This window comes from Pseudoxanthomonas sp. P4_B2 (assembly GCF_056402315.1).
Genome location: NZ_JBFUHQ010000003.1, coordinates 191,733 through 218,267 on the forward strand (window position 1 = coordinate 191,733; position 26,535 = coordinate 218,267).

Consider the following 26,535-nt stretch of genomic DNA (forward strand, 5'->3'; position numbering starts at 1 on the left):
CGTGGCAGAGAAGAAAGCCTACCCCCTGCGCATCAGCGCCGACGTATTGAACGCGGCGCAGCGCTGGGCCGATGACGACCTGCGCTCGTTGAACGCGCAGATCGAATACGTGTTGCGTGAGGCTCTGCGTAAGGCGGGGCGGCTGCCCAAAGCAAGCGAAGACAAAAAGGAGACGAAGTGATGAGTACGCGCTGGAGCTATCAGGTGGTCGAGATCAAGGCTCAGTTGTTCGGAACGACGATGACGGTGCGTGCCCAGGAAGAACTCAACCGGCTCGGACAACTGGGGTGGGAGCTGGTGTCGTCGGTGCAGTCCAGTGCAGCCGATGCCATCCGCCTGTTCCTGAAGAAGCCCGCATAGTCTTTATTCACCCAACAAAGGAGGCGCACCCCATGCTGCACCTCATGCCTCTGATCGAACGCCGTTTTCCCGGCAATGCACAGGCGCTGTGGCTTGCCCTGGTCTCGGCTTCGGCTGCGCTGCTCGGCGCCGGCGCGTTGCTGGTCCTGCAGTAACTGCGACGACAGGAACATGAGCACACAAACGCTCGACCCGCGTCTGCAACTGGTCCCGCCCGGTACCCAGCCCCGCCTGTGGATGTTCGGCCTGTGCGTACTGCTGCCCGTCCTGGTCACCGCCGCCGCGTTGCTGGCGGTCAAGACTGGCGATACGCATTGGGACTTCGCCGGCGGCGACCCGCTCATAGTGGGTGCGGCGATCATCGGCGCGGAGTCGCTCTTGATGTCTGCCATATGGGCGCTGCTGGACCGGGTCATGCGTCGACACCGGCTTGCGCTTTCGGCCGACTCCCTGGAAGTAAAGACTAGCTTCTACTCCCGGATCGTTCCGTTGTCGGAACTGAGACTCGATCAAGCGCGCGTGGTCGACCTGCACGAGCGCACGGAGTTCAAGCCGGGGCTGAAGACCAACGGCTACTCGGTGCCGGGTTTTCACAGTGGTCACTTTCGCCTGCGCAATCGCGAGAAAGCATTCGTCGCCGTCGCCGGAGAGCGCCGCGCGCTATGGTTGCCCACTGCCCACGATGCCGGCCTGCTACTACAACCACAACAACCCGATGCCCTGCTCAACCGCCTGCGCGAACTGGCGACATCCCCGCCGCGCCGCTAAGCTGCGCTGATGCGCGGCCAACCCCGAATACTGATCAATACCCCGGACGTGGAACTCTGGCCGGGCGGTTTGTTGCGTGCGCGCAGCAATGCCGATGCGCGGGTACTTTCGCGGGCCGGGCATGTATTGCGGCGCAAGCGGGATGGCCGTTATCTGGCTGCTGCGCTACCGGAAGGGATGCTGTCGCTGTCGCCGCGCTGGGCGCATGAACCCGGTGTCGAAGCCGCGCTCGACGCGCTCGATAGCCTGCGCACGGATCGCGGCTTCGACATCGATGCCTCGGGCGAGCTGCCGCTGGACCAGTTGATAGAGCGCCTGGACTCTCTGGGTCTGGACGAAAGCTACGGCGAGCAAGTCGGGCTTGAACTGGTGCCGGAGTCCGCCGCCCTCGCCTTCGCAGGATTCGACCGTTACCGGCGCCCGCTATGGCTCACCGCACGCGCAGCGCGAGCGTGGGAAGGCATGCGGCGTGTGGCCGGAAGCGAAGGAGTCGTGCTGGAAGCCATCTCCGGCTATCGCAGCCACCACTATCAGCTGGGCATTTTCGAACGCAAGCTCGCCCGCGGGCAGACGGTGGAACAAATCCTCACCGTGAACGCCGCACCCGGCTACAGCGAGCACCACAGCGGCAATGCGCTGGATATCGGCACTCCCGGCGAAGCGCCCGCCGAGGAATCGTTCGAAAAAACACCCGCGTTCGACTGGCTGACCGCGCATGCCGGAGATTTCGGTTTCGACATGAGTTATCCGCGCGACAATCCGCACGGCATCGTCTATGAGCCGTGGCATTGGCGTTACTCACGCGGCGGTTAGCCGCAGACCCGGGAACAGGGGAATCGAATGGACAATCCGTACAACGCGCCCGCCAGCGCCGTCACCGGAACCGTGGCCGGCGGCCGGTTCAAACACCCGGCTGTCCTGACCCATCTGGTCAGGCTCTGCCTGGTAGGCAGCGCGGTCATGGCCGCGACGACCTTCTTTGTTTCCTCCGCGCAACGCGCCCTTCTACGCGAAGGGGAAGCCGCCGGCCTGACCGTGGACGACACCTACGCGGACATGCCGTTGCACTTGGTGATGGCCCCGGTATTGCAACTGCTGGTACTGGTGGCCTGCTGGGTGATTATCGCCATGTGGATCTACCGGATGGCCAGCAATACGCGGTTCTTGGCCGGTGCCAACAAGATGGATTACACGCCGGGATGGGCGGTGGGTTGGTACTTCATCCCCTTCGCCAATCTCTGGAAACCGTACCAGGCGATGAAGGAAATCTGGACGCTTAACGTCGTCCGGGATCGCGATTCCAGCGAGCTGATCGCGATGTTGCTGCCGCTCTGGTGGTTCCTGTGGCTGGTCTGGAACTTCGTGTCCAATGCGGCCGGACGAATGAGTTGGCGCGCGACCAGTTTCGAGCAGAACGACAACGCCTTGCTGGCCAGCATGACGTGCGACGCGATCCATGTTCCTCTCTGCATTGTCCTGCTGCTGATCGCCAACCACCTGTACGCCGCGCAGGTCCGCGCGCACGCCGCAAGGCTCTCCGGGGGCATCGACCCCAGGGTGGCAACTCAAGGTCTTGCCACGCCGACGTTTCCGCCCATCCTTCCCTCTTCTACCGCACAGGAATCGACCCCGTGACCGCATTCGGAAACCTGCCCAACCACCAGATCCGACTGGCCAATCGTCCGGTTGGCATGACCACACGTGAGAACTGGCAATTCACCACCGAAGCGGTGACCGAGCCGGTCGAAGACGGCGTGCTGGTGAAGACGCTCTCGCTGTCGCTGGATCCGGCGATGCGCGGCTGGATGAACGAAGGCAAGTCATACATCGCGCCGGTCGAGATCGGCGAGGTGATGCGCGCCGGTGGGATCGGCAAGGTGATCGCTTCGAAGCACAAGAACTTCGCGGTCGGCGATCTGGTAACGGGCGGCCTGGGCGTACAGGAGTACCGTCAATTCGCGTCCGCCGAAATCAAGCGTCACGCCATCAGCAAGATCGACCTGCGCATGGGAACCATCACCCAATGGCTCAACGTGCTGGGCATGCCAGGCATGACCGGCTACTTCGGCCTGATGGACGTGGGACAGCCGAAGGAAGGCGATGTAGTCGTGGTCTCGGGCGCTTCCGGCGCGGTCGGTCAGACCGTGGGCCAATTGGCCAAGATCAAGGGCTGTCGCGTGGTCGGCATCGCTGGCGGCAAGGCCAAGTGCGACTTCGTGGTGAACGACATGGGCTTCGACGCCTGCATCGACTACAAGAACGAGGACGTGCGCGCCGGCCTGAAAACGCACTGCCCCGATGGCATCGACATCTACTTCGACAATGTGGGCGGGGAAATTCTGGACCACGTGTTGGCGCGCCTGCGCCGCAAAGCGCGCATCATCATCTGCGGAGCGGTTTCCCAGTACAACAGCGCCACCGGCGTACAGGGGCCGAAAAACTATCTGTCGCTGCTGGTCAATCGCGCACGCATGGAGGGCATCGTGGTGTTCGATTACGCGGATCGCTACCCGATCGCCATCGCCGAGCTGGCCGGTTACCTGAAAGACGGCCGCATGAAATCGCGCGAAGACGTGGTGGTCGGGCTGGATACTTTCCCGGAATCGCTGGTGAAGCTGTTCACCGGCGAGAACTTCGGCAAGCTGGTCTTGCAGGTCGCATCGGAATAGCGTGCAAATCCAACCAAGGAATGGTTATGGTCAAAGAACAACCGTCGACATCGCCAGGAAAACGCGCGCAGCTCGATCGAAAGGGTACGGCACGCATCTGCGGTATCGCATGCGTGGCTGTGTTGCTCTTGCTGTCTGCCGTCCTTGTCTATGCCCATGCAGGCGTGGGCTGCTACCTGGGTCTGATCCTGATGGCTGCTTCAGTAGTGATCTTGGGCGGTACGGCACTGGTTTTATTGGTGGCATCTGCTTGGTTGCGGCCCGCAGAACTGATCTGGCTAGGCGCCGCCGGCTTGCTGACCACTTTCGCCACCGGTCTGGCGATTCAGCTGCTGCCTGCTGTCGCCTGCGGCTACCCCGGATAGCGCGTTTCTGTCAGTCCTGCGAACGCTTGGTCGGCGTCTTCGCTTCGGCTGCGAAATCGGCGATGCGCCACAGGTACTGGCTCGCATAACTGCGATAAGGCCCCCAGCGCTCGCCGCGCGCGAGCAACTCCTTGGGCGTCGGCATGGCTTCCAGTTTGTCGACACGCTGGGCGCCTTTGCGGATGCCCAGATCGTCCACCGGCAGCACATCGGGCCGCCCCAGGCGAAACATCAGCATCATTTCCACAGTCCAGCGGCCGATACCGCGCACCGGCACCAGGGCGGCGACGATATCGTCCTGATGCATCGTCGACATCTGCCGCAGATTGGGGATTTCCCCGTTGGCTTCGCGGGCAGCCAAATCGCGCAACGCCAGGCTCTTGTTGCCGGAGACGCCACAGGCGCGCAAGGTCGCGTCATCGATGCGCCCCAACGTGTCGAAATGCAGCCGGGTGCTGCCGATGGCGGCCTCCACGCGACCCACGATGGTCGACGCCGCCTTCCCGCTGAGCTGTTGGTACAGAATCGCGCGGGCCAGGGCGTCGACCGGGTCGAATGGCTTGCGCCAACCGGCTTGCGGTTCGAGGTACCCGATGCGCTTCATCCACGCGCCAAGTTTGCGATCGCGTTTGCCCAGATGATCGAAGGCCTGTTCGGTATCGAAACCCCGGGCGTGGCGCGGCATGCAGGCAGACTCAGCGACGGATGGCGTCAAGGGCCCACAGCAGCCAGCCGAGCATCAACACAATGCCTCCTACCGGCGCCAGCTTGGTGCTGATTTGCGCGAGCGCCCCCAAGGCCAGGCTGCCCGAAAACAGCAGTATGCCTATCAGCAATAAGTACAGGCCGGCCCGCCCCAGCGACCTGGACGTACCCGCCGTAAGCGCGGCCAGGGCGACCCCGTGACCGAATGCGTATAACGCGGCAGTCTGCAGATTGGATTGCGCGTGCGCGTCGGCGACGCCATGGGCCGCATAGGCGCCGAGCGCGACGGCGAGCGCCGCGAACAAGGCGCCGGAAAAAGCGAGCAAAGAGGGTTTGCGTTGGCGACGATCGTAATTCAACAAAGCAGCGGCCTCTTCAGGAAGCGGCGTCCTGGCCGGTGGCGGATGGATCTCCTGTTCCGAAATGCAACGCGCCGCAAAAAGCGGCGCGTTACCTCCAAACCGCGCGCGGACCGGGGTCCGCGGCACGTTATTGCTTGCTCTTACTTGATGGCCCAATAGACGTCGAAGGCGCCTTCGGCGGTGAACGCCTGATCCACGCCGCCCTTCCAGGACTCGTAGGGGCGATCGGCCACTTCATATCCATTGGTCATCGCCCAGGCGCGCAGCGAATTACGCACGGCGTCCAGTTCAGCCATATAGCCGGTGTAGTTTGCGGAAGCGGCTCTGTGCGCCTCGACATGCACGTACTCGACCGGCGTACCGGAAACCGAAACCTTCAGCGGACCGGTCGATGCAGCCGGCGTGGCTGGCGGCGTGATCGGCGGCTCGGGCTTGGCCTTGTCGCCGCTGGCCGGCTTGGGCGCGGCGCCACTGCGCTTGCGCACCGGCTGAGCTACATCGAAGGCGTACTTTTCGGTGCCGAAATCGGTGGTGATGATGCGCACCGGACCGGCGGCCTCAAGACCGTTGGATTCCATCACGCGCTTGATCCACTCCTGATTCGCCTTGATCGAAGCCTTGATCATGTCGTTGTTGCGATCGATGTTGCCGGCCTTGACCACCAGCAGGTCTTCGGCGGGCACCTCGGCGATCTTCAGGCCGGTCAGCTTGGAACCTGCGATGCGATAGTCGAAGTTGGGTACCGTGGCCAGCATGTTGGTCAGCTTAGACAAGCTGGCCTTGACCGAATCGCCTACGTGACGGCTGACGTACATGCCGTTGAAACGACCGAACAGGTTCCAGCCGTAGTTGACGTCGTAGGCCTGGGTGACCTTGACGTTGCGGCCGTTCTTGCCGGCCGGCGCCAGGGTGAACACGGTCTTCTTGTCGCCGCCAGGCGTGCGGTCTTCGATGGCGTACGCCACCTTTCCGCCGCCGGTGCCGGCCGGGGCTTCACTCTCGGTGATTTCCCAGTGGCCCTTGCCCCAGCGCTTGTCGGCCGAGTTGAAGTCGACGCGCGCGCCGACGCCGGTGTGGTCTTCGCCGCCGCCGGTGTAGGTGAGCTCGGAAACCTTGCTGGGCATCAGCAGGTTCCAGTCCTTGAGCCGGCGGACGCTATTGATAGTGTCGAACACGATAGTCATGCGTCGGTTGGTCTCGGTGCTTTCCACCAAGTGACGCTTGGAAGGCAGCACCAGGCCGACCACCAGGAACAGCGCTAGGACAAGCGCCAGTGCAATCAGGAACTCGAGCAAACGGGTCATTCAGCAGTCTCCGGGGGCCGATCCCTTGGCCAGTGAAATAGGTGCAGGGCGCATCCTAGCAGGCTTGGCGGATTCGGTCAGCCTGTTGGTGCATCGGCGGGCGCTGCGCCGCAACGCAACGGAATCTTCACCGACCGGGCACTTAAGCAAAAACAGCGGGCCGAACCGGCACAGCCCGCCCGATCCAGCCCGCTTTCCCGCTCAAACCAGCTTGTTCAGACCAGCTGAAGTTCGAATGCCTTGAGCACGGCGCGGGTTCGATCGCGCACGCCCAGTTTGGACAGGATATTGGAGACGTGGTTCTTGATCGTGCCCTCCGCCACGCCCAGCGAATTGGCGATCTCCTTGTTGGAGAAGCCGCTGGCCATCAGGCGCAGGATCTCGGTTTCCCGGTCGGTCAGCGGATCGGGACGGTCCAGGCTGACGAAATCGTTGCGCATGTGCTCCAGACCCGACAGCAGACGCTGAGTCACGGCCGGCTGCACCAGCGAACCGCCAGAAGCCACGGTGCGGATCGCGCCCACCAGTTGTTCAAGCGAGACATCCTTCAGCAGGTAGCCCTTGGCCCCCGCCTTGAGCCCCGCCAACACCAATTGGTCGTCGTCGAAAGTAGTCAGGATGATCGCCGGGGGCAGCTGGTTCGTGGCGGCCAGGGCCTGCAACGCTTCCAGTCCGGACATCACCGGCATGCGCATGTCCATCAGCACCACATCGGGCTTGATCTGCGGTATCAGCTCCACGGCCTGGCGGCCGTCGGCGGCTTCGGCGACCACCTCGATGCCGTCGTCCAACCCCAGCAGCGAACGGATGCCCTCTCTTACCAAAGTTTGGTCGTCGACCAGGCAAACACGGATCATGCGGTACCTCCGGTAAGGGGCTCTGGGCGAAGCTCCAGGGCAAGGGGTTCGGTCGTATCAACGGGAAGCTGCAGGCATAGGCGGAAGCCACCGCCCAAACGGGATTCGATGGTCATGTTGCCACCATGCTGGCGCAGGCGTTCGCGCATGCCGCGCAGGCCGTTGCCGGCGATCACCACGTCGGCGCCGTGTCCATCGTCATGGGCATCGATAACGATCTGGCCGCCGTCGCGCCGGCAATGAATCCAGAGATTGCGCGCCCCGGCATGGCGTACGGCGTTGGTGATGATTTCCTGGGTGCAGCGCAGCAGCACGTGGGCGCGTTCGGCATCGTCCAGCGTCAGCGGTTCCTCGATATTCATGTGGATTGTCAACGCCGGCACCCGCTCGGTCAGCAGCAGCAGCGCTCCTCCCAAATCGATGGCATCGCCCTCGCGCAGCTGGCTGACCACCTCGCGCACGTCGGTCAGCAGCAGCTTGGCCAGGGCATGAGCTTGCTTGACGTGCTCCAGCGCGCGGCCTTCGGTCATATGGCCGGCGACTTCCAGATTCAGGCTGAGCGCGGTCAGATGATGACCCAGCAAGTCGTGCAGTTCGCGGGAAATGCGGGTGCGTTCGTTGACCCGGGCGCTTTCGGCCAGCAGCATGCGGGTGGCGCGCAGTTCCGCATTGAGCCGGCGCTGTTCGTCCCGTGCCTGCGCCTGCTGACGCGCCACGTACGCGGTGACCAGCACGAAGGCGGAGAATCCCACGTAGAAAGTCGACTGGAACAGCGCATCCCAGAAGCTGAAATCGTCGCGGGCCATGAACGACGGCACCAGCGGGATATGGGCCATCAGCAACCACGCCACCGCCGCCCGCAGGCTGAGTATCCAGGGCAGCACGCCCGCCATGACCAGCAGCAGCATCGCGCTCAGCCCGGTCTGGGTGAAATAACCCACGGCCACCGCCGCGGTAGTCAGCACCAGCAGCAGGACGAAATTGCCGCGGGTCGAAGCCACGGCGTCCCGGGAACCCAGCGAACGGGTGGCCAGCCAGTAGCAGAGCCCGAAAGCGAGATAGGAAACGACCGTCATGGGCACGTTGACGCCCAGCCCGGCCGTCTCGTCCACGCCACGCGAAGGCGGCAGGAACCAAATGTTCAGAATGATCGGGATACCCACCAGCGCCCATGTGTACAGACCGGCTGCACGCAGGAGGCGGGTGTGGCTGAGGCGATTCAACATCCATCCATCTTAGGCCGATTGCCCGGCGCCCACCCTGACCGAAAGTCATGCCTGCGCTCTCACAGTCGCCCCGCACCTTGCCGCGCATGCGATAATCCGGGCCGGTGGCTCGCGGCCACCCGTACCATCTCCCCGGAGCGAGCTGAATGTCGATTGTCATCCGCGACGTGCGCGAGCACGAGCTGGATTCCGTCCTAGCCCTGAACAACAACGCCGGACTGGCGATCCTGCCGCTGGATTCGGCCAGGCTGCACCGTTTCCATGAGCAGGCCGAATATTTCCGCGTCGCCGAGCGCGACGGCAACCTGGCTGGCTTCCTGGTCGGTTTCGGGGCCGATTCCGATCACGACAGCAGCAACTTCGCCTGGTTCCGCGAACGCTATCCGAAGTTCTTCTACATCGACCGCATCGTGGTGGCCAGCCGCCGCCGCGGCGGTGGCGTCGGCCGTGCGTTTTATGCCGATGTGCAGAGTTACGCCGAGTTGAGGTACCCGCAGCTGGCCTGCGAGGTATTCCTGGACCACGGCGCCGACCCGGCCCTGCTGTTCCATGGCAGCTTCGGTTTCAAGGAAGTCGGCCAGACCCAGATGCCCGATGCCGGCGTGCGCGCCAGCATGCTGATGAAGGAACTGTGCAGCTATCCGTGGGTGCGCGAGACCTACGGCGATGCGCTCCCCGACCTGCCCTGGGCGCGTAGCCGTCTGATCGCGGCGGCGGCGGAAAGGTCCACCGGAACATGAGCATGGTCTACATGAGCATGAGTCCATGAGCACGACCTCGGCGAACCTGGATTACGAACAGGCCGGCGAACTCAAGATCGGCCAGGTCGGCATCGCCAACCTGCGCGTACGTACCCTGGACGTGGCCCAGCTGTCGCGCGAAATGCGCGAACGCGTCGACCGCGCGCCCAAGCTGTTCGGCCGCGCCCCGGTCATCATCGATTTCGGCGGACTGGCGCAAATGCCCGACGTCGCCACCGCCCAGGCCTTACTGGAGGGGCTGCGCGGAGCGGGCGTGCTGCCAGTCGGCCTTTCCTACGGCACGCGCGAAACCGAACAACTGGCCGAACAGCTGGGATTGCCGCTGCTGGCGAAGTTCCGTGCGCAATACGAACCTGTCGGAGCCGCCGCACCCACAACCTCTGCCGCGCCGCCTGCTCGCCGGGAAAGCGCCGAGGCCGCTCCCGCAAAGACCGCGAAAGCGCCTGCCGCTAATGCGAGCAGTCCCGGGCTGGTGCAGAAAACGCCAGTGCGTTCCGGCCAGCAGCTGTATGCGGAGAACCGCGACCTCACCGTGCTCAGTACGGTCGGCGCGGGCGCCGAAGTCATTTCCGACGGTTCCATCCACATCTACGGCAGCTTGCGTGGCCGCGCGCTGGCCGGCGCGCAGGGCAACACCGATGCACGCATCTTCTGCCGCGAGTTCCATGCCGAACTCGTGGCGATCGCCGGCCACTACAAAGTGCTGGAAGACGTACCCAAGGAACTGCGCGGCAAACCCGTGCAAGTCTGGCTGGAACACGGCCCGGACAAGCAAGACCAACTCATGATTGCCGCCCAGTGACCTCGCTCCGCGCTCAGACGCAGACCGACCCTCTGAAGAAGCATTCCCCCGAACGTACAAGCAGGAGATACACCATTGGCTGAAATTATCGTTGTCACTTCCGGCAAGGGCGGCGTTGGCAAGACCACCACCAGCGCCAGCATCGCCTGCGGTCTGGCGCGTCGCGGCAAGAAGGTCGCGGTCATCGACTTCGACGTCGGCCTGCGCAACCTTGACCTGATCATGGGCTGCGAGCGTCGGGTGGTGTACGACTTCGTCAATGTCACTCATGGCGAAGCCACGCTGAAGCAGGCGCTGATCAAGGACAAGCGCTTCGATACGCTGTTCATCCTCGCCGCCTCGCAGACCCGCGACAAGGATGCGCTGACCAAAGAAGGCGTGGAAAAAGTGTTGAAGGATCTGGAAGCCGACGGCTTCGACTACGTGGTCTGCGATTCGCCGGCCGGCATCGAGAAAGGCGCCTACCTGGCCATGTATTTCGCCGATACGGCGGTGGTGGTGGTGAACCCCGAAGTCTCCAGCGTGCGCGACTCCGACCGCATCCTGGGCCTACTGGATTCCAAGACCCGCAAGGCCGAAAACGGCGAAACGCTCAAGCCCTATCTGCTGCTGACCCGCTACAGCCCCTCGCGCGTGGAAGGCGGCGAAATGCTGAGTATCAAGGATGTCGAGGAAGTGCTGGGTCTGAAGACGATCGGCGTGATCCCCGAATCGGGAGACGTCCTCAACGCCTCCAACAAGGGCGAACCGGTCATTCTGGAACTGGAGTCCACCGCCGGCCAGGCCTACGACGACGCCGTGGGCAGGCTGTTGGGCGAAGAACGTCCGCTACGCTTCACCACCGTGGAGAAGAAGGGTTTCTTCAACAAGCTGTTCGGAGGTTGAGCATGGGACTGTTCGATTTCCTCAAGCCGAAGAAAGAAACCGCCTCGATCGCCAGGGACCGCCTACGCATTATCGTGGCGCAGGAACGCACTACCCGAGGCGGCCCGGATTATTTGCCCATGCTGCAGCGCGAACTGCTGGAAGTGATCAAGAAGTACGTCAACGTGGATGCCGATGCGGTCAACGTGAAACTGATCAAGGAAGGCGAACACGACGTGCTGGATATCTCGGTGTCGTTGCAGGAAGGTAGCGCCTGAATTCTGCAGGGAGCGCCCTGGGTACGAGCGCTTGGCGATTTGCAGCCGAAGACTCGCGCCCAGGGCGCTCCTACAAAAGTCCCTATGATTCCCGCTATTGCCATCGTCGCCCCTCATCCCGATGTGTTGCGGGTCGCCGACCTGCCGTTCGACGATCTCGCTGCCCTGCTCGCCCGCCACGACTTGCGCTTGCAGACGGTCGAAGACGGACTTCCCATTCCCGGCAGCTTCTGGGGCGATCCGGAGGCCGGCGTGATCGGCAGCACCGTGTATGCGCGCGGCGACACGCCGGTGCATTCCCTACTGCACGAAGCCTGCCACCTCATCGTATTGCCGCCCGAACGTCGCGAGCAGGTGCACACCGACGCCACCGATTCGGATATAGAGGAAGACGCCACCTGCTACCTGCAGATCGTGCTTGCGGATGATTTGCCTAGTGTCGGTAGCGAACGGTTGATGGCCGACATGGATGCATGGGGTTATTCGTTCCGTCTGGGATCGACAAAAGCGTGGTTCGAGAAGGACGCTGAGGATGCGCAGGCATGGCTGATAGAGCGAGGCTTGCTGTCAGACCGGGAGCATTGCGACCTTTGCAAAGTCGGAAGCACAGCTTGAAGTGAATCGTCATCCCAGCGGCTTTCAACAGCCAAATGGCTGGTCAAGCTGGGATCCATTTTGCCTTTTGCTTTATGCGCCAAGTCGAAGATCAAGGTGGATCCCAGCTTTCGCTGGGATGACGGTTCATTTTTTGCAGGAATTAATTCGTCACTGCTCAATGGCGGGTTTTGTCAGGCAAAATTGCGGGATGCTTCCGCCCCCCCACACCGGCACAAACAACTGGCAAGGCCTGGAGGTCATTTCGCGCGGTGCCAACCGCTTGTGCGCCCGTGACCCCGGCGATCCTGCGCAGTGCCTGAAATTCGAGCTGCCACCGGCCGAACGCACGCGAGTAGGCGCGCGACAAAGCGCGCGCCGCTGGCTGGCGCGCCATTTCTCCCGGCTCGGCGAAAACGAGACGGAACTCAGCGCCTACCGCGAGCTGCGAGCGCGTCTGGGAGCTGGCACCGAAGGACGGCTGGCTGCCTGCCATGGCTTGGTCGACATGCCGCAGGGCACGGCATTGCGTTGCGATTGCGTGCTGCTCGAAGACAGCAGCCCCGCGCGCAGTCTTTACCATCACCTGTTCGTGGACCCAGGCTATCCGGCCGCAAGCCTATGCGCCGCGGTGGGTTCCTTCGAAGTCTGGTTGCTGGACAACGACGTCCCTTTGTTCGACCTCAATGCGGGCAATTTCGTAGTAGTCCCGTATGCCGACCGGGTCGAACTGATCTGCGTCGACGCCAAGTCCGTATTAAACGGCAAGGAAATTCTGCCCTTTTCGCGCTGGTCCAAGCGCCTGATGCACCGCAAGGTGGCGCGCCGCGCTCAGCGCCTGCGCGAGCGCATTCGCGCCGCGCTGCAGGACGGGGCGAACTTGCAGTAACTCCCCCGCTTCACTAGCCTTCGCGTTCCAGCGCTCGTCGCCGCCGCCAAGGACTTCCTGTGAAGCAACGCCACCTCCTGCTCGCGCTCGCCATCGGCGCGAGCGCGATTTCGCTTTCCGGCTGCAAGAAAGAACCCGCCGAACCGGCCACGACCGCGGCGCCCGCCGCGGCCAAAGGAGAAACGGCTGACGAGTTCATAGCCCGGGTGAACGACGAATACCGCAAGCTCTATCCGGAGATCAACTCGGCACAGTGGCTGTCTTCTACCTATATCAACGACGACAGCCAGATGCTGGCAGCCAAGGCCAACGAGCGCTATCTCACCCAGCTCAACGGCTGGATCGAACAGGCCAGGAAGTTCGAAGGCCAAAAAATGACTCCGGACACTGCGCGTTCCATCCAGTTGCTGAAACTGATGACAGCCATGCCCGCGCCCAAGGATCCGGCCAAGCTCACCGAGCTGACCCAGATCGCGACCAAGATGGAAGGCATGTACGGCTCCGGCAGTTACTGCACCGGGGAAGGCGCCGCCAAGCAGTGCCGGCAGCTGGGCGAACTGGAGGACGTGTTGCGCAGCAGCCGCGACTACGACAAACAGCTGGACGCCTGGCAGGGCTGGCACACCATCGCCCAGCCGATGCGCAAGGACTACACGCGCTTCGCCGAACTGGTCAACGAAGGCGCCAAAGAAATGGGCTTCGCCGATACCGGCGAAATGTGGCGCAGCGGCTACGACATGACCCCCGTCGAAATCGCCGCCGAAACCGATCGACTGTGGGGACAGGTCAAGCCGCTGTACGAACAGCTGCACTGCTACACGCGCACCAAACTGGAAGCGCAATACGGCAACGATAAAGGCCAGGTCAACGGCCTGCTGCCGGCGCACCTATTGGGCAATATGTGGCAGCAGGACTGGGGCAATCTGTGGGACATGCTGGAACCCTACAAGGGTGTCGGCAGCCTGGACATCACCAGTGCGCTGGAGAAGGAATACCAGGCCGACTACGCGCGCGAACTGGCCAAGGCCGGCGCGGCGCCCACCGCCGACAAACAGTTCGCCGCCGAGCGCGCCGCGCAGCTGGAGGTGGCTAAGCAAATGACCGAACGTGCCCAGGACTTCTATACCTCGCTGGGCATGCCCAAGCTGCCGGAAAGCTACTGGACCAAAACCCAGTTCATCAAGCCGCTGGACCGGGACGTGGTCTGCCATGCCAGCGCCTGGGACATGAACATGGCCGGCGACGTGCGCACCAAGATGTGCATCAAGCCCAACGAGGAAGACTTCACCACCATCTACCACGAACTCGGCCATATCTATTACGACCTGGCCTACAACAAACAGCCGCCGCTATTCCAGGGCGGCGCCAACGACGGCTTCCATGAAGCCATTGGCGACACCATGGTGTTGGCGATGACGCCCAAGTACCTCAACTCGATCGGCATGGTAGACACGCCGCAGCAGGGCAACGAGGCGTTGATCAATTCGCAGATGCGCATGGCATTGGCGAAAGTGTCGTTCCTGCCGTTCGGCCTGATGATCGACCGCTGGCGCTGGGGCGTGTTCGACGGCTCCATCAAGCCCGATCATTACAACCAGGCCTGGTGGGAACTGAAGGCCAAGTACCAGGGCGTAGGTCCGGCAACGCCGCGCGGCGAGGAATTCTTCGATCCAGGTGCCAAGTACCATGTGCCGGGTAATACCCCGTACACCCGTTATTTCCTCTCGCATATCCTGCAGTTCCAGTTTTACAAGGGCCTATGCGACGCGTCGGGCTACAAGGGTCCGCTGTACGACTGCACCTTCTACGGCAACAAGGTGGCCGGTCAGAAGTTCTGGGCGATGCTGGAAAAAGGCTCCAGCCAGCCCTGGCAGGCCACGCTGAAGGAGCTGACCGGCAGCGACAAGGCCGATGCCGGCGCGGTGCTGGAATATTTCGGACCGCTGCAGACGTGGCTGAAGCAGCAGAACGAGGGCAAGACCTGCGGCTGGCCGGCGCCGGCTGCCGCATCGGCCGCACCCACGCCAACCACTGGGAAAGGCTGAATCATTCAGGGAGTGGCGCAAGAAGGCCGGCGTTTGCCGGCCTTCTTGTTGCAGTCCGCAGCTGCTAAATTGAGCTTGGCGCGTACCTGTGCGTTTCCGAAAAAGAGCATTCCTGCTGGAAGGGACCTGCCGATGAATTCGAACCGTTTTCTTTTCGCCGCCGTTTTTACGGCTGCCTGTGCCATGACTTGCCGGATATCACCGGCATCCGCCGCAGAGAGTGTCCCTAGCGAGCGCAGCAGGACCGCTCCGGTGCTGGTAACGCCACGCTGGCGCGCCGACGCGTACCCCACCAAGCTGGTGACGCATCTGCAATACCGGGAAATGCCGATTGCCAAGATTCTGAAAGTGGAGCAGTACAACGCCAGCCGCCGAATGAAGCCCGCTCAAATCGGCATCGGCCGTCTTGCGTCCAGCGAAGGCGAGGCACGTACTTTGCAAGCGCTGAAGTGGATCGCCATGCCCGATGGCAGTTCGGTCGCCCGTATCGAAATCGGTTCGCCGGTGGCGCTGGGCATTCGCGTCGGCCTACAAGTGGGCGCGCTGGATCCGCGCGTCGAATTGCGCTTCGCCGGCTCGGACGACCCATCGCATGTTGTTGCGATGATGACTGGCGGGGAGGTTCGCGAGCTGGCCAACACGCGTGGGATTTTCTGGACGCCAGGAACCGATGGCGAGCGGCAAATCGTCGAAATCTACTTACCCGCCCGAGTGCCTCGCGGTGCGGCGAAGCTACAGGCTCCGGAGCTTTCGCATCTGCTGGCCAACAGCCGCAACGATTTCAAGATCATCCAGAAGATCGGCGAATCGGGGAGCTGCAACGTGGACACGGCCTGTCGTGTGGTCGAACTGGGGCCCAATTTCGTCAGTGCCAAGAACGCCGTCGCGCATATGCTCTTCACCTACAGCACCGGCGTGAGTTACATCTGTACCGGCACGCTACTTGCGGATACGGTGGCCGCTACTCAGATTCCCTATTTCTACTCGGCCAATCACTGCTTTGCTGGCGGCTCCGATGGAGTCCCGGTGCAGAATTTCCAGACCGTGGCCAATAGCCTCAATACCTATTGGAAGTACGAAGCGACCTCCTGCGGTAGCGGCGTGCAGGCCGCCAAGGTGCTGTTGGCGGGCGGTTCGGACTATCTTTATTCGAACGCGAATACCGACGGCATGCTCCTACGGCTCAAGAATGCCCCGCCCGCCGACTCGGAATTCTCCGGCTGGGATTCGGCTGTACTTGCCGCTTCCAGCAACATCATCGGCATCCATCACCCTAGCGGCGATGCCAAGAAGGTTTCCTTAGGCCAACAAGTCTCCGCCGATGCAAGTCAGGTCGCCGTGGGCTGGCTCAGCGGCACGACGGAAGGCGGCAGTAGCGGCTCCGGCCTCTTCACCACCGATCCTGGTGGTTACCGTCTGCGGGGGGGGCTGTATGGAGGCAGCGCCTCGTGCGCCAACAGCGGCGCATTGGGCAACGCAGGCAATCGCGATTACTACTCGCGCTTCGACGTGGTCTTTCCGAACATCAGCCAATGGCTGTCGCCGCCATCCGCCACTCCGATACGCCTGAACGGCTCGCATCCCCTGACTCATGCCGGCGCTAGTCCTGCAGCGGCCGCTAAACCGGCCACGTCAGCAGCGCAGACAGTCCCGGCAGACAGGATAATTCGTCGCCGCGCACGCACGGACCGGCTAGAACGCTGATTCCAATACCCCCGTCGTCCGCCTGCGGCGATCCGGTTCGCACGACCGACAGAATGGGTCGATCGTGCGATGTCGCAGGCCTAGGGCTTGGTCGCCGCCATGCTCGACTCCAACTGCGCCTCGAATTGTTCGAAGCTGCTGCCGTTCGCCTCCACTTCGCGTAGCGCGGCGTCCTTCAGCGCATCCGAATATTTCAGCCGCACCGGCGTGCCATGCGCTTCGTGGAGCCTGGCGGCGCGCTTGATCAAGGCCAGCACCTGCGCCGCGCTTTCCGAGCCGCCGGCGATCTGTCCGCCCATGCCCAACACCCATTCGCCATCGCGGCGCACTATGCCGGCCAGCAGTTGCCCTTCCTGGTCCCGCAACTCGGCGTGCGGCTCGATCGGAGTCGCGGTGGGATTGCCGGTACGCGCCTTGGCGGTGTTGCGCTTCTTCGCCTCGCGCTTGACCTTGGAGTTGATTGACATGGATTCGCTTGCGGGGAATGAAGTAGGGATACGGCGGCGGCGATAGCTGCGGACGGTACGTCAAAGCTGGTTGGGAGGTTCCACCGCGACGATCTCCTGCGGGCACGCCGGCAGCCGCTTGCAGACATTGCGCTCCCAGCGCCAGAAGATCCAGCCGAGCAGGGTCAATGAGGCGCTGCCCAGGGCCAGATGAAAGGGATTGTGGCTGAGCCAGGGCGACATCGCGCCGGACACCAAAGCCGCCACCACCAGGCTGGTAAAGGCCTGCAGAGAGGAAGAAGAGCCGCGGTGGCGCGGGTACATGTCGAGGATCGCCAGGGTCAGGATCGGGAACACCAGCGCCACGCCCACACCGGTCAGGAATAGCGGCAGTACCGCCCATGGAATGGTGAACGGATCGGCGAACGCGGCGTAGGTGATGTGCAACAGCGCGCCGATGCCACCCACAGCGAACCCGATCGCGGTCAGCCGATCGCCATCCATGCGTCCCGCAGCACGGCCGGACAGGTAGGAACCCACCACCATGCCGCCGATGGTCGGGATGAACAGCCAGGCGAAATCGCGCTCGCCCAGGTGCAGATGCTGCATCACAAATACCGGCGCCGAGGCGATATACAGGAACATGCCGGCGAAGTTGAACGCGCCGGCCGCCGCCAATCGCTGGAAACGCGGATTGAGGAAGATCGCCGCGTAGTCGCGCACCAAATGGCGCGCGACCAACGGCGCGCGCGCGGAAGCGGGATTGGTCTCCGGGAACCAGAACCAGGTAGCCAGCAGCAGCACCGCCGAGAACGCAGTCAGGAACCAGAAAATCACCGGCCACTGACCCCAACCCAGTATCCAGCCTCCGACGATGGGCGCGATGGCCGGTGCGATGCCGAACAGCATCGACACTTGGCTCATCAGCCGTTGCGCATCGTCGCCGTGGAAGAGATCGCGTATCGCGGCGCGTCCCACGATCTGTCCCGCACCGGCGGACAAACCCTGCATGGCACGGAACATCAGCAGCGTCGGCAGATCCTTGGCCAATGCGCAGCCGACCGAAGCCAGCGTGAAGACCACCATTCCGCCGATAATCACCGAGCGCCTGCCGATCGCATCGGACAACGGCCCATGCACGATGCTCATGGCCGCATAGGCGACCAGGTAGACGCTGATGGTCTGCTGGATCGCCAGCGGCCCCGCATTGAGCTGCGCGCCCATCTGCAGGAATGCGGGGAAGATGGTGTCGATGCAGAACGGGCCGAGCATGGACAAACCGGCGAGCAGCCAGGTGAGGCGGCGGGTGGAAACGCTGGACTTCACCGCGGAGCCTTTGTCGCGGGTGCCGGCCGTTGAAGTGCCGAGGGCAGCGAAGGTGTGTCGATCGACTCGATCCTGGATATCGACTCGATCGGCACTATTTCTACCTGGTTCGTCGCGGACCACCACAAGAAGACGAAAGCACTGGTGGTTCCCAGCAACGATGCCTCGGCTGGCAGGGTTTCGCCGGTGGAAAGACGAACTTTCACAAGGTGGCCCTTGTCCTTGCCTTTCAGGATCGCAACTGCCGAAGTGGTGCTATGCGAATACGCCAGATGGACCGCGAGGAGTAGGAACCCTCCCAGCAGCAAGGTTTCGCTGCGAACGCCCCAGAAACTGAGCCAGCTCCGGCTATCCGGAAAGAACAACTTCCCCCACCAGTACTTGCGCCGGTATTCGGCGGCGCGTTCGACATTGCGCTCCGTCCACCGCATCGGCCAAGCGCTCAACCACAGCCCTATCAGACTTATTCCCAGGAGCACGAAGAGCTCCGGGCGGCGTAGTCCGGCAACGAAAAAATCGCTGCTCTGCAGATATTGGAGTATCGGGATGTTGAACCTACGGAAGAACCAATAGCTCGACCACAGGCCGAGGATCGAGACGAAAACGTAAGCGATGGTCACGAACAGCACCGGTTCGCGCTTGAGTACGCCCAACAAACGTACGACGATCGAAGTCTCAGCCGACGCAGGGAATTCCGACGCTGCCGTCATCGTGATCGGCGCCTCGACGAGTTCGATGTGGGGCGTATGGCGGGGCTCGACCGGCTGGGTCATGTCGTATCGCTATGGTTTCGGCTATTCATTTTAAGCCAATCCCTTGCATCTGGCCGGATTTGCGACCTTTCCATGCTCATCTCGTCGGGCCAAAGGCTATAATTCCCTCGCAGCACGCAGTGGGAGAAGCGGACCAGCCTGGAACAGGTAGGCCCGCTGCCGAAGGCGCAACGCCCGTAATCGCTCAGGCTAGTGACCGCCGCGTGCACACACTCTGGAGAGATCGGCAGAATGCCGGCGCCGAAGGGGCAAGAAGCAGGACGGAAAAACGGCAATTGCCGTCGTCGCTTCCAAACTCTCAGGCAAAAGGACAGAGGGGCGCCCCACGTGCGGCTTCGCGCGTGCCCTACGGACGTCCCCGCCATGTCAAAGACACCCTCGCCCTCCCTGCGCGACCTCAGCTTGCTTGAACTGGAACACCATTCCGCCTTCGTCGAACGCCACATCGGCCCCAACGACGCCGAGATCGCGCACATGCTGCAGGTCATCGGCCACGATTCGCTGGACGGCATGACCGACGCCATCGTGCCAGGTAACATCAAGTCGCCTGCGCCGCTCGCTCTGCCCGAAGCGATCACCGAGGTCGAGGCGCTGGCTAAGATCCGCCTTATCGCCGACCGCAACGAAGTCTTCCGCAGCTTTATCGGCCAAGGTTATTACGGCACACATACGCCGAACGTCATCCTGCGCAACATCCTGGAGAACCCAGCCTGGTATACGGCCTACACGCCCTATCAGGCGGAAATCTCGCAGGGACGCATGGAAGCGCTGATCAACTTCCAGACCCTGGTCGCCGACCTCACCGGCATGGAAATCGCCAACGCGTCGCTGCTGGACGAAGCCACCGCCGCCGCCGAAGCGATGACTCTGGCCAAGCGTTCGGCCAAATCGAAATCGAACGTGTTCTTCGTCTCCAACAACGTGCACCCGCAGACGCTGGAAGTCCTGCGCACGCGCGCCGAGCCGATGGGCATCGAACTGCATGTCGGCGACGACAGCGAAGCGCTCACGCTGGACAGCTACGGCGTGCTGCTGCAATACCCGGACACCTTCGGTCGCATCGGCGACCACCAGGCATTGGCCGACGCCGTGCATGCGCGCAACGGCATCGTCGCCGTCGCCGCCGATCTGCTGGCGCTGACCCTGGTCAAGTCGCCCGGCGAATGGGGTGCGGACATCGTGGTCGGCAACAGCCAGCGTTTCGGCGTGCCCTACGGTTTCGGCGGGCCGCACGCCGCCTTCATGGCCTGCCGCGACGCGTACAAGCGCTCCATGCCTGGCCGCTTGATCGGTGTATCGGTGGATGCCGAAGGCAAGCCCGCCTATCGCCTTACCCTGCAGACGCGCGAGCAGCACATCCGCCGCGAGAAGGCCACTTCCAACATCTGCACCGCGCAGGTATTGCTCGCGGTGATGGCCAGCATGTACGCGGTCTACCATGGCCCGGAAGGCTTGACCCGCATCGCCCGTCGCACGCACCGGCTGGCGACACTGCTGGCTTCCGCGCTGCGCGATGCCGGCGTAGAGGTGGGCGACAATTTCTTCGACACCCTGCACATCACCGGCGTCGACGCCGCGGCACTGCATGCCAAGGCCGCCGCCGCGCGCGTCAACCTGCGCCCCATCGATGCCGGCAGCGTCGGCATCAGCCTGGATGAGACCACTACGCGCGAAGACATCGTCGCGCTGGCGAAGCTGTTCGGCGCCACCCTCGCCGACATCGACGCGCTGGATGCGAAGACCCAGGACACCCTGCCCGCTTCGTTGCTGCGCACCAGCGCCTTCCTGACCCACCCCGTGTTCAACACCCATCACAGCGAACACGAAATGCTGCGCTACATGCGTTCGCTGGCGGACAAGGACCTGGCCATGGATCGCACCATGATCCCGCTGGGTTCCTGCACCATGAAGCTCAACGCCACGGCGGAAATGATCCCGGTCACCTGGCCGGAGTTCGGCAACCTCCATCCGCTCGCGCCGGCCACCCAGACCGCTGGCTACAAGCAGCTGATCGACGAACTGGAAGCCATGCTGGTGGAATGCACCGGCTACGACGCGGTCAGCCTGCAGCCCAACTCCGGCGCGCAGGGCGAATACGCCGGCCTGCTGGCGATCCGCGCCTACCACCGCTCGCGCAACGAAGGCCACCGCGACATCTGCCTGATCCCCGAGTCCGCGCACGGCACCAATCCCGCTTCCGCGCAGATGTGCGGCATGCAGGTGGTGGTGACCAAGTGCGACGCCAACGGTAATGTCGACGTCGAAGACATCCGCAAGCAGGCGGAGAAATATTCCAACCGTCTTGCCGCGCTGATGATCACCTACCCGTCCACGCACGGCGTGTTCGAAGAGGACATCGTCGCCATCTGCGAAATCGTGCATGCGCACGGCGGCCAGGTATACACCGATGGCGCCAACATGAACGCACTGGTCGGCGTGGCCAAGCCGGGCAAGTGGGGTTCGGACGTCTCCCACCTCAACCTGCACAAGACCTTCTGCATTCCACATGGCGGCGGTGGCCCCGGCGTGGGTCCGTGCGCGGTGAAGTCGCATCTGGCGCCGTTCCTGCCGCGCACCTTGGGCAGCGAAGGCGATGTGGGCATGGTCAGCGCGGCGAGCTTCGGTTCTGCTTCGATCCTGCCGATCTCGTGGATGTATATCACCCTGATGGGCACGGCCGGCCTGCGCAAGGCCACCCAGGTCGCCTTGCTCAACGCCAACTACATCGCCCGCAAGCTCGCGCCGCATTACGAGACGCTGTACACCGGCCGCAATGGGCTGGTGGCGCACGAATGCATCCTGGATCTACGCCCGCTCAAGGACGCCACCGGCATCGGCGCCGAGGATGTGGCCAAGCGCCTGATCGATTTCGGCTTCCATGCGCCGACCTTGAGCTTCCCGGTCGCCGGCACGCTGATGGTGGAACCGACCGAAAGCGAATCGCAGCACGAGCTCGACCGTTTCATCGACGCCATGATCGCGATCCGCGACGAGATCCGTGCGGTGGAAGACGGCCGCCTGGACCGCGAAGACAACCCGCTCAAGCACGCGCCGCATACCGCGACCATGGTCATGGCCAGCGAGTGGACGCACGCCTACCCACGCGAACTGGCGGCGTTCCCACTGGCCACGTTGAAGTTGCAGAAATACTGGTCTCCGGTCGCGCGTGTGGACAACGTGCACGGCGACAAGAACGTGTTCTGCAGCTGCATCCCGATCAACGAGTTCGCCGGCGAGATCGAGGCCTTCAGCGAACCGGACGTGATGTAGTCCGAGAATGCCCCGATCGATGCAGAGAAGCCCCGCGATGCGGGGCTTCTTTTTTCCGGAGCCGGAGTGCGCTTGCGCCGAATCGGAATGTCTCGGGACAACGCCGACGACGAAGAAACCAGCGCTTGACGTGTCCGTACAAGCCGGCAAGATCGCACTCGGCAAACACGCCGCAAGGAACACGATCGCCATGCCCGTACGTTCCCCACTACGTCTCCTTGCTGCGATGGTCGTTTCGATCCTGGCGCTGGCCGGAACCCCGTTGCTCGCCCTCTCGCACGATGTGTCTGCGAAAGAAGCGAAGACGCCTGACGCATCTCTCGCGCCCGACGCCGACACGATCCGAGCGACGATGAAGCGGGCGACCGAGTTCATGGTCGACAGGGTGTCCACGCAGGGAGGTTATGTGTGGTCGTACCTGCCGGATTTCTCGCGCCGCTGGGGCGAGCTAGAAGCGACCCCATCGATGATCTGGGTGCAGCCTCCCGGCACCGCGACCATGGGCCATCTGTTCCTCGATGCCTGGCATGCGACCGGCGACGATACCTACTACCGCGCAGCGGCCGCAGCCACCGACGCGTTGCTGCGCGGCGAGAAGCCCAGAGGCGGCTGGAATTACTTCATCGATTTCGATGGTCCGGAAGCCACCGCCAAGTGGTACTCCACCGTCGGCAAGAACGCATGGCGCATGGAGGAGTTCCAGCACGACTGGGACAACGCCACTTTCGATGACGACGGCACCGGCGAAACCATGCAGCTGATCCTGCGTATGGCCGAGGCCGGCCGCGATCCGCGCTATCTGGGCGCCGCGCGCCGCAGCCTGGATTTCGTGCTCGCCAGCCAGTACGGCAACGGCGGCTGGCCGCAACGCTGGCCGGTGCAGAAGCCCTATGTCCACCATGGCCACCAGGACTACACCGGCTACCTCACTTTCAACGACGATGTGGCGCGCAAGAACATCGAGTTCCTGCTGCTCGCCTACAAGCTGCTGGGCGACGAACGCATCCCCGGTTCCATCGCCCGCGCGATGGACATCTACGTCAAGACCCAGCAATCCGCGCCGCAAGCGGGCTGGGGTCTGCAGCACACGCTGGATCTGAAGCCCGCCGCCGCCCGCACCTACGAACCCAAAGCCCTGGTCACGCATACCACCGCCGACAACGTGCGCGCGCTGATGGCCTTCTATCGCGAAACCGGCGACCGGCGTTTCCTCGCGCGTATTCCCGAGGCACTGGACTGGCTGCAATCGGTGCGCTTGCCCGACGACAAGATCGAGCATGGCCGCGCGTTCCCCACTTACATCGAAATCGGCAGCAACCGTCCGCTGTATGTGCACCGGCGCGGCTCGAACGTGGTCAATGGCGAGTACTACGTCGACCACGATCCAGCGCATGTGATCGGCCACTACGGACAGACGCGCGCTATCGATCTGCAAGGACTGCGCGACGAATACACGGAACTGGCCGCGATGGATCCTGCGCAAGCTACGCGCGATTCGATCCTCAAAGCCGAGGCCCGGGGCCCGCTGCCGCGTTATTTCATGCAGAAGATCGGCGAAGTGTCCGACCTGAACCTCACTGCCGGCGGCAAGACCGCCGTGCAACTGGTGCAGGGCCTGAACGCGGAGGGTTACTGGCCTACCCCGTTGCTCGCGACCAGCCATCCCTACCGTGGCGACGGCCCGGCGGTGCCGCCCGAGGGCGATTTCGGCACCACCCGCGCAGGCGACGATAGCGACACCAGCCCCTACCTGGCCGACAAGCCGGCGATCGGGATTTCCACCGGCACTTATATCGAGAACATGGCGCGACTGATCGAGGCATTGCGAACCGAGCAATAGGAAGTATCGGCGCCTATGGCGGTCGCACCGGAACAGATCGCGGGCATGGACCGGGCTGCTGATTTACGATGCGACCCAACGCAAGGATCGAGTCGACCCATGAGCCGGAACCTGGACGAACTGCAAGCCGCCCAACGCGCGTTCGCGCAAGAACGGGAGTGGGGACAGTTCCATACGCCGAAGAACCTGGCTTCAGCCCTCGCCGTGGAAGCGGCCGAGTTGCTGGAACACTTCCAATGGCTCACCGAAGAGCAAAGCCGTACGTTGCCGGACGACAAGCGCGTGCAAGTCGGCGAGGAGATCGCCGATGTATTGCTCTACCTGTTGCAGCTGTCGGACAAGCTGCAGATCGATGTGATGGAGGCGGCCTGGCGCAAGATCGGGCTCAACGCGGAGAAATATCCGGTGGACCGCTCGAAGGGAAGCATCAGGAAGTACAGCGATCTCTAGCGTCGGCAGCGATCGAGAGGGAAAGGTACCCGCCCAGTGCTTACGGCCGGATCTTGAAACCTGGATTCTCGTTGATGGTGCCATCAGCTTCCAGCACGGCGAAACGCACGCCATCGCGGTGGAACACGATCGGGATCGGCGCCATGAACATCGGGCGACGCACGAAACGCAATCTCCAATGGAATTGCTCCATCGTGTGCAGCGTCGCTAGCTGTTGCGGCGTCAGCCCTTTCTTCAACTCGGATGTATCTTCCTGAATGATCGAACTGCGTCGCTCGCGTTCGGACATGGTGGACTCCGTTGTACGACCACACGATTGTGCCCAAGATTTTTCCCGGATCGCGTGAAAAAGCGGCATTGCCGATGCGCATCGCGGCAAAATGCGCACGGCATCACAAGTGGATGCAGGCAGGCGCCGAGCTATCTCGATTTGCACCGCGAGATCGACGCGGATGCTGCATGGCTCGTTCACCTGGCCACACGCCGGACGTTAAGCGCATCAGCGCCATTCGCGCGGAATGCGGCGCCGATCGTCCGTCAGCGACTTTCCGAAGATGCCCGCCCAGCTCGTCGAAGTCGGACCACAAGTGCGTCTCTACATGGCTTTCCGGCCCGTTGGGCCGGCTTTGCGGAGCTCTTGGCCAGTGGTCAAGCTACCGCCGGTCTCCTGCCCGCCTTGCGCCGCAACAAACAGCGTATGGTGGGGAATGATGCATGAGTTCCTCACCGCCAACCGGGCCGAGTTGATCGCGCGCTGCCGGGTCAAAGTCGCGCTGCGCGCGCCGCCAGGCGTGCCGGAAGACGAGCTGGCGCATGGCGTGAGCATCTTCCTGGACCAGTTGATCAAGACCCTGATCATGGAGCGGACCACCAGTCCGCTGCAGAGCCGTCGCGTCTCCGGTCCTTCGGGGGGCGGCAAGCCGGCGCTCTCGGAAATCGGCGAATCGGCGACCCTGCACGGCAAGGAATTGCAGGCGCACGGTTTCACCGTCGAAGAAGTGGTGCACGACTACGGCGACCTGTGCCAATCCATCTCCGACCTGGCCGTGGAAACCAACGCACCCATCGGCGTGGACGAGTTCCGCACGCTCAACCGCTGCCTGGACAACGCCATCGCCAGTGCGGTGACCGAATACGGTTACCAGCGCGACTTCACCGTCGCCGACAGGCAGGCGGTGGAATTGAACGAGCGACTGGGCTTTTTCGCCCATGAGTTGCGCAACCAGTTGTGCACCGCCACGCTGGCGCTTTCCATCATCAAACAGGGCAACGTGGGCCTGGGCGGCGCCACCGGCGGCGTACTCGACCGTGCGCTGGTGGGCTTGAGCAATCTCATCGACCGTTCGCTGGCCGAAGTGCGCATGACCGCGGGCATACCGTTACAACAGCTTTGCTCTCTCGCCGACTTCATCGCCGAGATCAAGCTCTCCGCTTCGCTGGAAGCGGAGGTGAAGGAATGCGTGCTGACCGTATCGGACGTGGATCCATCGCTGGCCATGGATGTGGACCGCGACCTGTTGCTGGCGGCAGCGGGCAACCTACTGCAGAACGCCTTCAAGTTTACCCATCCGCACAGCGAGGTGACCCTGAATGCGTATGCCCTGGCCGGCCGTATCCTGATTGATGTGCAGGACCATTGCGGCGGCCTACAGCCGGGCAGCGCCGAAAGCATGTTCGTTCCTTTCGTGCAGGAAGCGGAAGACCGTAGCGGCCTGGGCCTGGGCTTGTCGATCGCACGCCGCAGCGTGGAAGCGAACGGCGGCGTGCTGAGCGTGCGCAACCTACCCGGCTTGGGCTGCGTGTTCACCATCGATCTGCCGCGGCATTCGCTGATCGAGGGCGCTCCTCCGCTGCCACAGGCTGCGTGACCCGCCTCG

General features: G+C 63.1%; 29 protein-coding genes and 1 riboswitch. Of the genes, 20 read left to right on the top strand and 9 right to left on the bottom strand.

Translation table 11 applies throughout. The annotated features are described in order from the left end of the window. Position 1: 1 nt before the first annotated feature. From AC1DTQ_RS09635 to AC1DTQ_RS09670, 8 genes are read left to right on the top strand one after another with little or no spacing between them, the layout of a single operon-like run. Positions 2 to 181: a type II toxin-antitoxin system antitoxin gene (locus AC1DTQ_RS09635; protein ID WP_477849338.1), complete on the top strand. Its 180-nt coding sequence runs from the start codon at positions 2 to 4 to the stop codon at positions 179 to 181. Further along, positions 181 to 360: a DUF4177 domain-containing protein gene (locus AC1DTQ_RS09640; RefSeq protein ID WP_477849339.1), complete on the top strand. Its 180-nt coding sequence runs from the start codon at positions 181 to 183 to the stop codon at positions 358 to 360. The genes AC1DTQ_RS09635 and AC1DTQ_RS09640 overlap by 1 nt, the downstream gene beginning before the upstream one ends. A 32-nt stretch (positions 361 to 392) precedes the next feature. Further along, complete coding sequence (locus tag AC1DTQ_RS09645; protein ID WP_477849341.1) at positions 393 to 515, top strand: hypothetical protein; 123 nt, start codon at positions 393 to 395, stop codon at positions 513 to 515. 16 nt (positions 516 to 531) lie between these two features. Then, positions 532 to 1,128: a PH domain-containing protein gene (locus AC1DTQ_RS09650; protein WP_477849343.1), complete on the top strand. Its 597-nt coding sequence runs from the start codon at positions 532 to 534 to the stop codon at positions 1,126 to 1,128. Positions 1,129 to 1,137: 9 nt separating this feature from the next. Further along, positions 1,138 to 1,941, top strand: coding sequence for a M15 family metallopeptidase (locus AC1DTQ_RS09655; protein WP_477849344.1), 804 nt, complete (start codon positions 1,138 to 1,140; stop codon positions 1,939 to 1,941). Positions 1,942 to 1,968: 27 nt separating this feature from the next. Beyond that, complete coding sequence (locus AC1DTQ_RS09660; protein ID WP_477849345.1) at positions 1,969 to 2,763, top strand: DUF4328 domain-containing protein; 795 nt, start codon at positions 1,969 to 1,971, stop codon at positions 2,761 to 2,763. Continuing rightward, complete coding sequence (locus AC1DTQ_RS09665) at positions 2,760 to 3,797, top strand: NADP-dependent oxidoreductase (RefSeq protein WP_477849346.1); 1,038 nt, start codon at positions 2,760 to 2,762, stop codon at positions 3,795 to 3,797. The genes AC1DTQ_RS09660 and AC1DTQ_RS09665 overlap by 4 nt, the downstream gene beginning before the upstream one ends. Positions 3,798 to 3,823: 26 nt before the next feature. Further along, the gene (locus tag AC1DTQ_RS09670) at positions 3,824 to 4,162 is read left to right on the top strand and encodes a hypothetical protein (RefSeq protein WP_477849347.1); all 339 of its coding nucleotides are present in this window, start codon (positions 3,824 to 3,826) and stop codon (positions 4,160 to 4,162) included. Positions 4,163 to 4,172: 10 nt separating this feature from the next. On the opposite strand, the gene AC1DTQ_RS09675 is transcribed toward AC1DTQ_RS09670, so the two are convergent. From AC1DTQ_RS09675 to AC1DTQ_RS09695, 5 genes are all read right to left on the bottom strand, one after another. Further along, complete coding sequence (locus AC1DTQ_RS09675) at positions 4,173 to 4,847, bottom strand: DNA-3-methyladenine glycosylase family protein (protein WP_477849349.1); 675 nt, start codon at positions 4,845 to 4,847, stop codon at positions 4,173 to 4,175. Between the two features lie 10 nt (positions 4,848 to 4,857). Further along, positions 4,858 to 5,229: a DUF423 domain-containing protein gene (locus AC1DTQ_RS09680; RefSeq protein ID WP_477849350.1), complete on the bottom strand. Its 372-nt coding sequence runs from the start codon at positions 5,227 to 5,229 to the stop codon at positions 4,858 to 4,860. Between the two features lie 140 nt (positions 5,230 to 5,369). Continuing rightward, the gene (locus tag AC1DTQ_RS09685) at positions 5,370 to 6,533 is read right to left on the bottom strand and encodes a polyketide cyclase (protein WP_477849351.1); all 1,164 of its coding nucleotides are present in this window, start codon (positions 6,531 to 6,533) and stop codon (positions 5,370 to 5,372) included. 215 nt (positions 6,534 to 6,748) lie between these two features. Then, entirely contained in the window at positions 6,749 to 7,390 is a 642-nt protein-coding gene (locus AC1DTQ_RS09690; RefSeq protein ID WP_477849352.1) for a response regulator, read from the bottom strand. Beyond that, positions 7,387 to 8,616 (bottom strand): sensor histidine kinase, encoded by a 1,230-nt coding sequence (locus AC1DTQ_RS09695; RefSeq protein ID WP_477849353.1) that lies wholly within the window; start codon positions 8,614 to 8,616, stop codon positions 7,387 to 7,389. Before AC1DTQ_RS09695 ends, AC1DTQ_RS09690 begins: the two co-directional genes overlap by 4 nt. A gap of 146 nt (positions 8,617 to 8,762) precedes the next feature. Here AC1DTQ_RS09695 and AC1DTQ_RS09700 point away from each other — a divergent pair, with 146 nt between their 5' ends. From AC1DTQ_RS09700 to AC1DTQ_RS09735, 8 genes are all read left to right on the top strand, one after another. Beyond that, positions 8,763 to 9,356, top strand: coding sequence for a GNAT family N-acetyltransferase (locus AC1DTQ_RS09700; RefSeq protein ID WP_477849355.1), 594 nt, complete (start codon positions 8,763 to 8,765; stop codon positions 9,354 to 9,356). Positions 9,357 to 9,381: 25 nt separating this feature from the next. Continuing rightward, entirely contained in the window at positions 9,382 to 10,179 is a 798-nt protein-coding gene (minC, locus tag AC1DTQ_RS09705) for a septum site-determining protein MinC (RefSeq protein ID WP_477849356.1), read from the top strand. A 75-nt stretch (positions 10,180 to 10,254) separates the two neighbouring features. Beyond that, positions 10,255 to 11,064 carry a septum site-determining protein MinD gene (gene minD, locus AC1DTQ_RS09710; RefSeq protein ID WP_477849357.1) on the top strand — a complete coding sequence of 270 codons (810 nt, stop codon included), beginning with the start codon at positions 10,255 to 10,257 and terminating at the stop codon, positions 11,062 to 11,064. Positions 11,065 to 11,066: 2 nt separating this feature from the next. Then, positions 11,067 to 11,321 (top strand): cell division topological specificity factor MinE, encoded by a 255-nt coding sequence (minE, locus tag AC1DTQ_RS09715; RefSeq protein ID WP_310094278.1) that lies wholly within the window; start codon positions 11,067 to 11,069, stop codon positions 11,319 to 11,321. An 84-nt stretch (positions 11,322 to 11,405) separates the two neighbouring features. Further along, positions 11,406 to 11,936: a hypothetical protein gene (locus AC1DTQ_RS09720; protein WP_477849358.1), complete on the top strand. Its 531-nt coding sequence runs from the start codon at positions 11,406 to 11,408 to the stop codon at positions 11,934 to 11,936. 190 nt (positions 11,937 to 12,126) lie between these two features. Continuing rightward, the gene (locus tag AC1DTQ_RS09725) at positions 12,127 to 12,804 is read left to right on the top strand and encodes a YrbL family protein (RefSeq protein WP_477849359.1); all 678 of its coding nucleotides are present in this window, start codon (positions 12,127 to 12,129) and stop codon (positions 12,802 to 12,804) included. A 59-nt stretch (positions 12,805 to 12,863) separates the two neighbouring features. Next, positions 12,864 to 14,849 (top strand): M2 family metallopeptidase, encoded by a 1,986-nt coding sequence (locus AC1DTQ_RS09730; RefSeq protein WP_477849360.1) that lies wholly within the window; start codon positions 12,864 to 12,866, stop codon positions 14,847 to 14,849. A 252-nt stretch (positions 14,850 to 15,101) separates the two neighbouring features. Further along, a complete protein-coding gene (locus tag AC1DTQ_RS09735; protein ID WP_477849361.1) occupies positions 15,102 to 16,553 on the top strand; it encodes a trypsin-like serine peptidase in 1,452 nt (483 codons plus the stop codon). A gap of 80 nt (positions 16,554 to 16,633) precedes the next feature. Here AC1DTQ_RS09735 and AC1DTQ_RS09740 read toward each other — a convergent pair whose 3' ends face one another. From AC1DTQ_RS09740 to AC1DTQ_RS09750, 3 genes are read right to left on the bottom strand one after another with little or no spacing between them, the layout of a single operon-like run. After that, positions 16,634 to 17,020, bottom strand: a complete 387-nt coding sequence (locus tag AC1DTQ_RS09740) for a hypothetical protein (RefSeq protein ID WP_477849362.1) — start codon at positions 17,018 to 17,020, stop codon at positions 16,634 to 16,636. A 60-nt stretch (positions 17,021 to 17,080) separates the two neighbouring features. Continuing rightward, positions 17,081 to 18,325 carry a multidrug effflux MFS transporter gene (locus tag AC1DTQ_RS09745; protein WP_477849364.1) on the bottom strand — a complete coding sequence of 415 codons (1,245 nt, stop codon included), beginning with the start codon at positions 18,323 to 18,325 and terminating at the stop codon, positions 17,081 to 17,083. Next, positions 18,322 to 19,098 carry a hypothetical protein gene (locus AC1DTQ_RS09750; RefSeq protein ID WP_477849365.1) on the bottom strand — a complete coding sequence of 259 codons (777 nt, stop codon included), beginning with the start codon at positions 19,096 to 19,098 and terminating at the stop codon, positions 18,322 to 18,324. The genes AC1DTQ_RS09745 and AC1DTQ_RS09750 overlap by 4 nt, the downstream gene beginning before the upstream one ends. Positions 19,099 to 19,302: 204 nt before the next feature. After that, positions 19,303 to 19,422: riboswitch (glycine riboswitch) on the top strand. A gap of 39 nt (positions 19,423 to 19,461) precedes the next feature. On the opposite strand from AC1DTQ_RS09750, the gene gcvP reads away from it, so the two are divergent. From gcvP to AC1DTQ_RS09765, 3 genes are all read left to right on the top strand, one after another. Further along, positions 19,462 to 22,368, top strand: a complete 2,907-nt coding sequence (gene gcvP, locus AC1DTQ_RS09755; RefSeq protein ID WP_477849366.1) for an aminomethyl-transferring glycine dehydrogenase — start codon at positions 19,462 to 19,464, stop codon at positions 22,366 to 22,368. Between the two features lie 190 nt (positions 22,369 to 22,558). Next, positions 22,559 to 24,208 (top strand): pectate lyase, encoded by a 1,650-nt coding sequence (locus AC1DTQ_RS09760; protein WP_477849368.1) that lies wholly within the window; start codon positions 22,559 to 22,561, stop codon positions 24,206 to 24,208. 99 nt (positions 24,209 to 24,307) lie between these two features. Beyond that, positions 24,308 to 24,658: a nucleotide pyrophosphohydrolase gene (locus AC1DTQ_RS09765; RefSeq protein WP_477849369.1), complete on the top strand. Its 351-nt coding sequence runs from the start codon at positions 24,308 to 24,310 to the stop codon at positions 24,656 to 24,658. A gap of 40 nt (positions 24,659 to 24,698) precedes the next feature. Here AC1DTQ_RS09765 and AC1DTQ_RS09770 read toward each other — a convergent pair whose 3' ends face one another. Then, positions 24,699 to 24,947, bottom strand: coding sequence for a hypothetical protein (locus AC1DTQ_RS09770; RefSeq protein WP_477849370.1), 249 nt, complete (start codon positions 24,945 to 24,947; stop codon positions 24,699 to 24,701). Between the two features lie 421 nt (positions 24,948 to 25,368). Here AC1DTQ_RS09770 and AC1DTQ_RS09775 point away from each other — a divergent pair, with 421 nt between their 5' ends. Next, positions 25,369 to 26,526: a sensor histidine kinase gene (locus tag AC1DTQ_RS09775; RefSeq protein ID WP_477849371.1), complete on the top strand. Its 1,158-nt coding sequence runs from the start codon at positions 25,369 to 25,371 to the stop codon at positions 26,524 to 26,526. Positions 26,527 to 26,535: the final 9 nt, after the last annotated feature.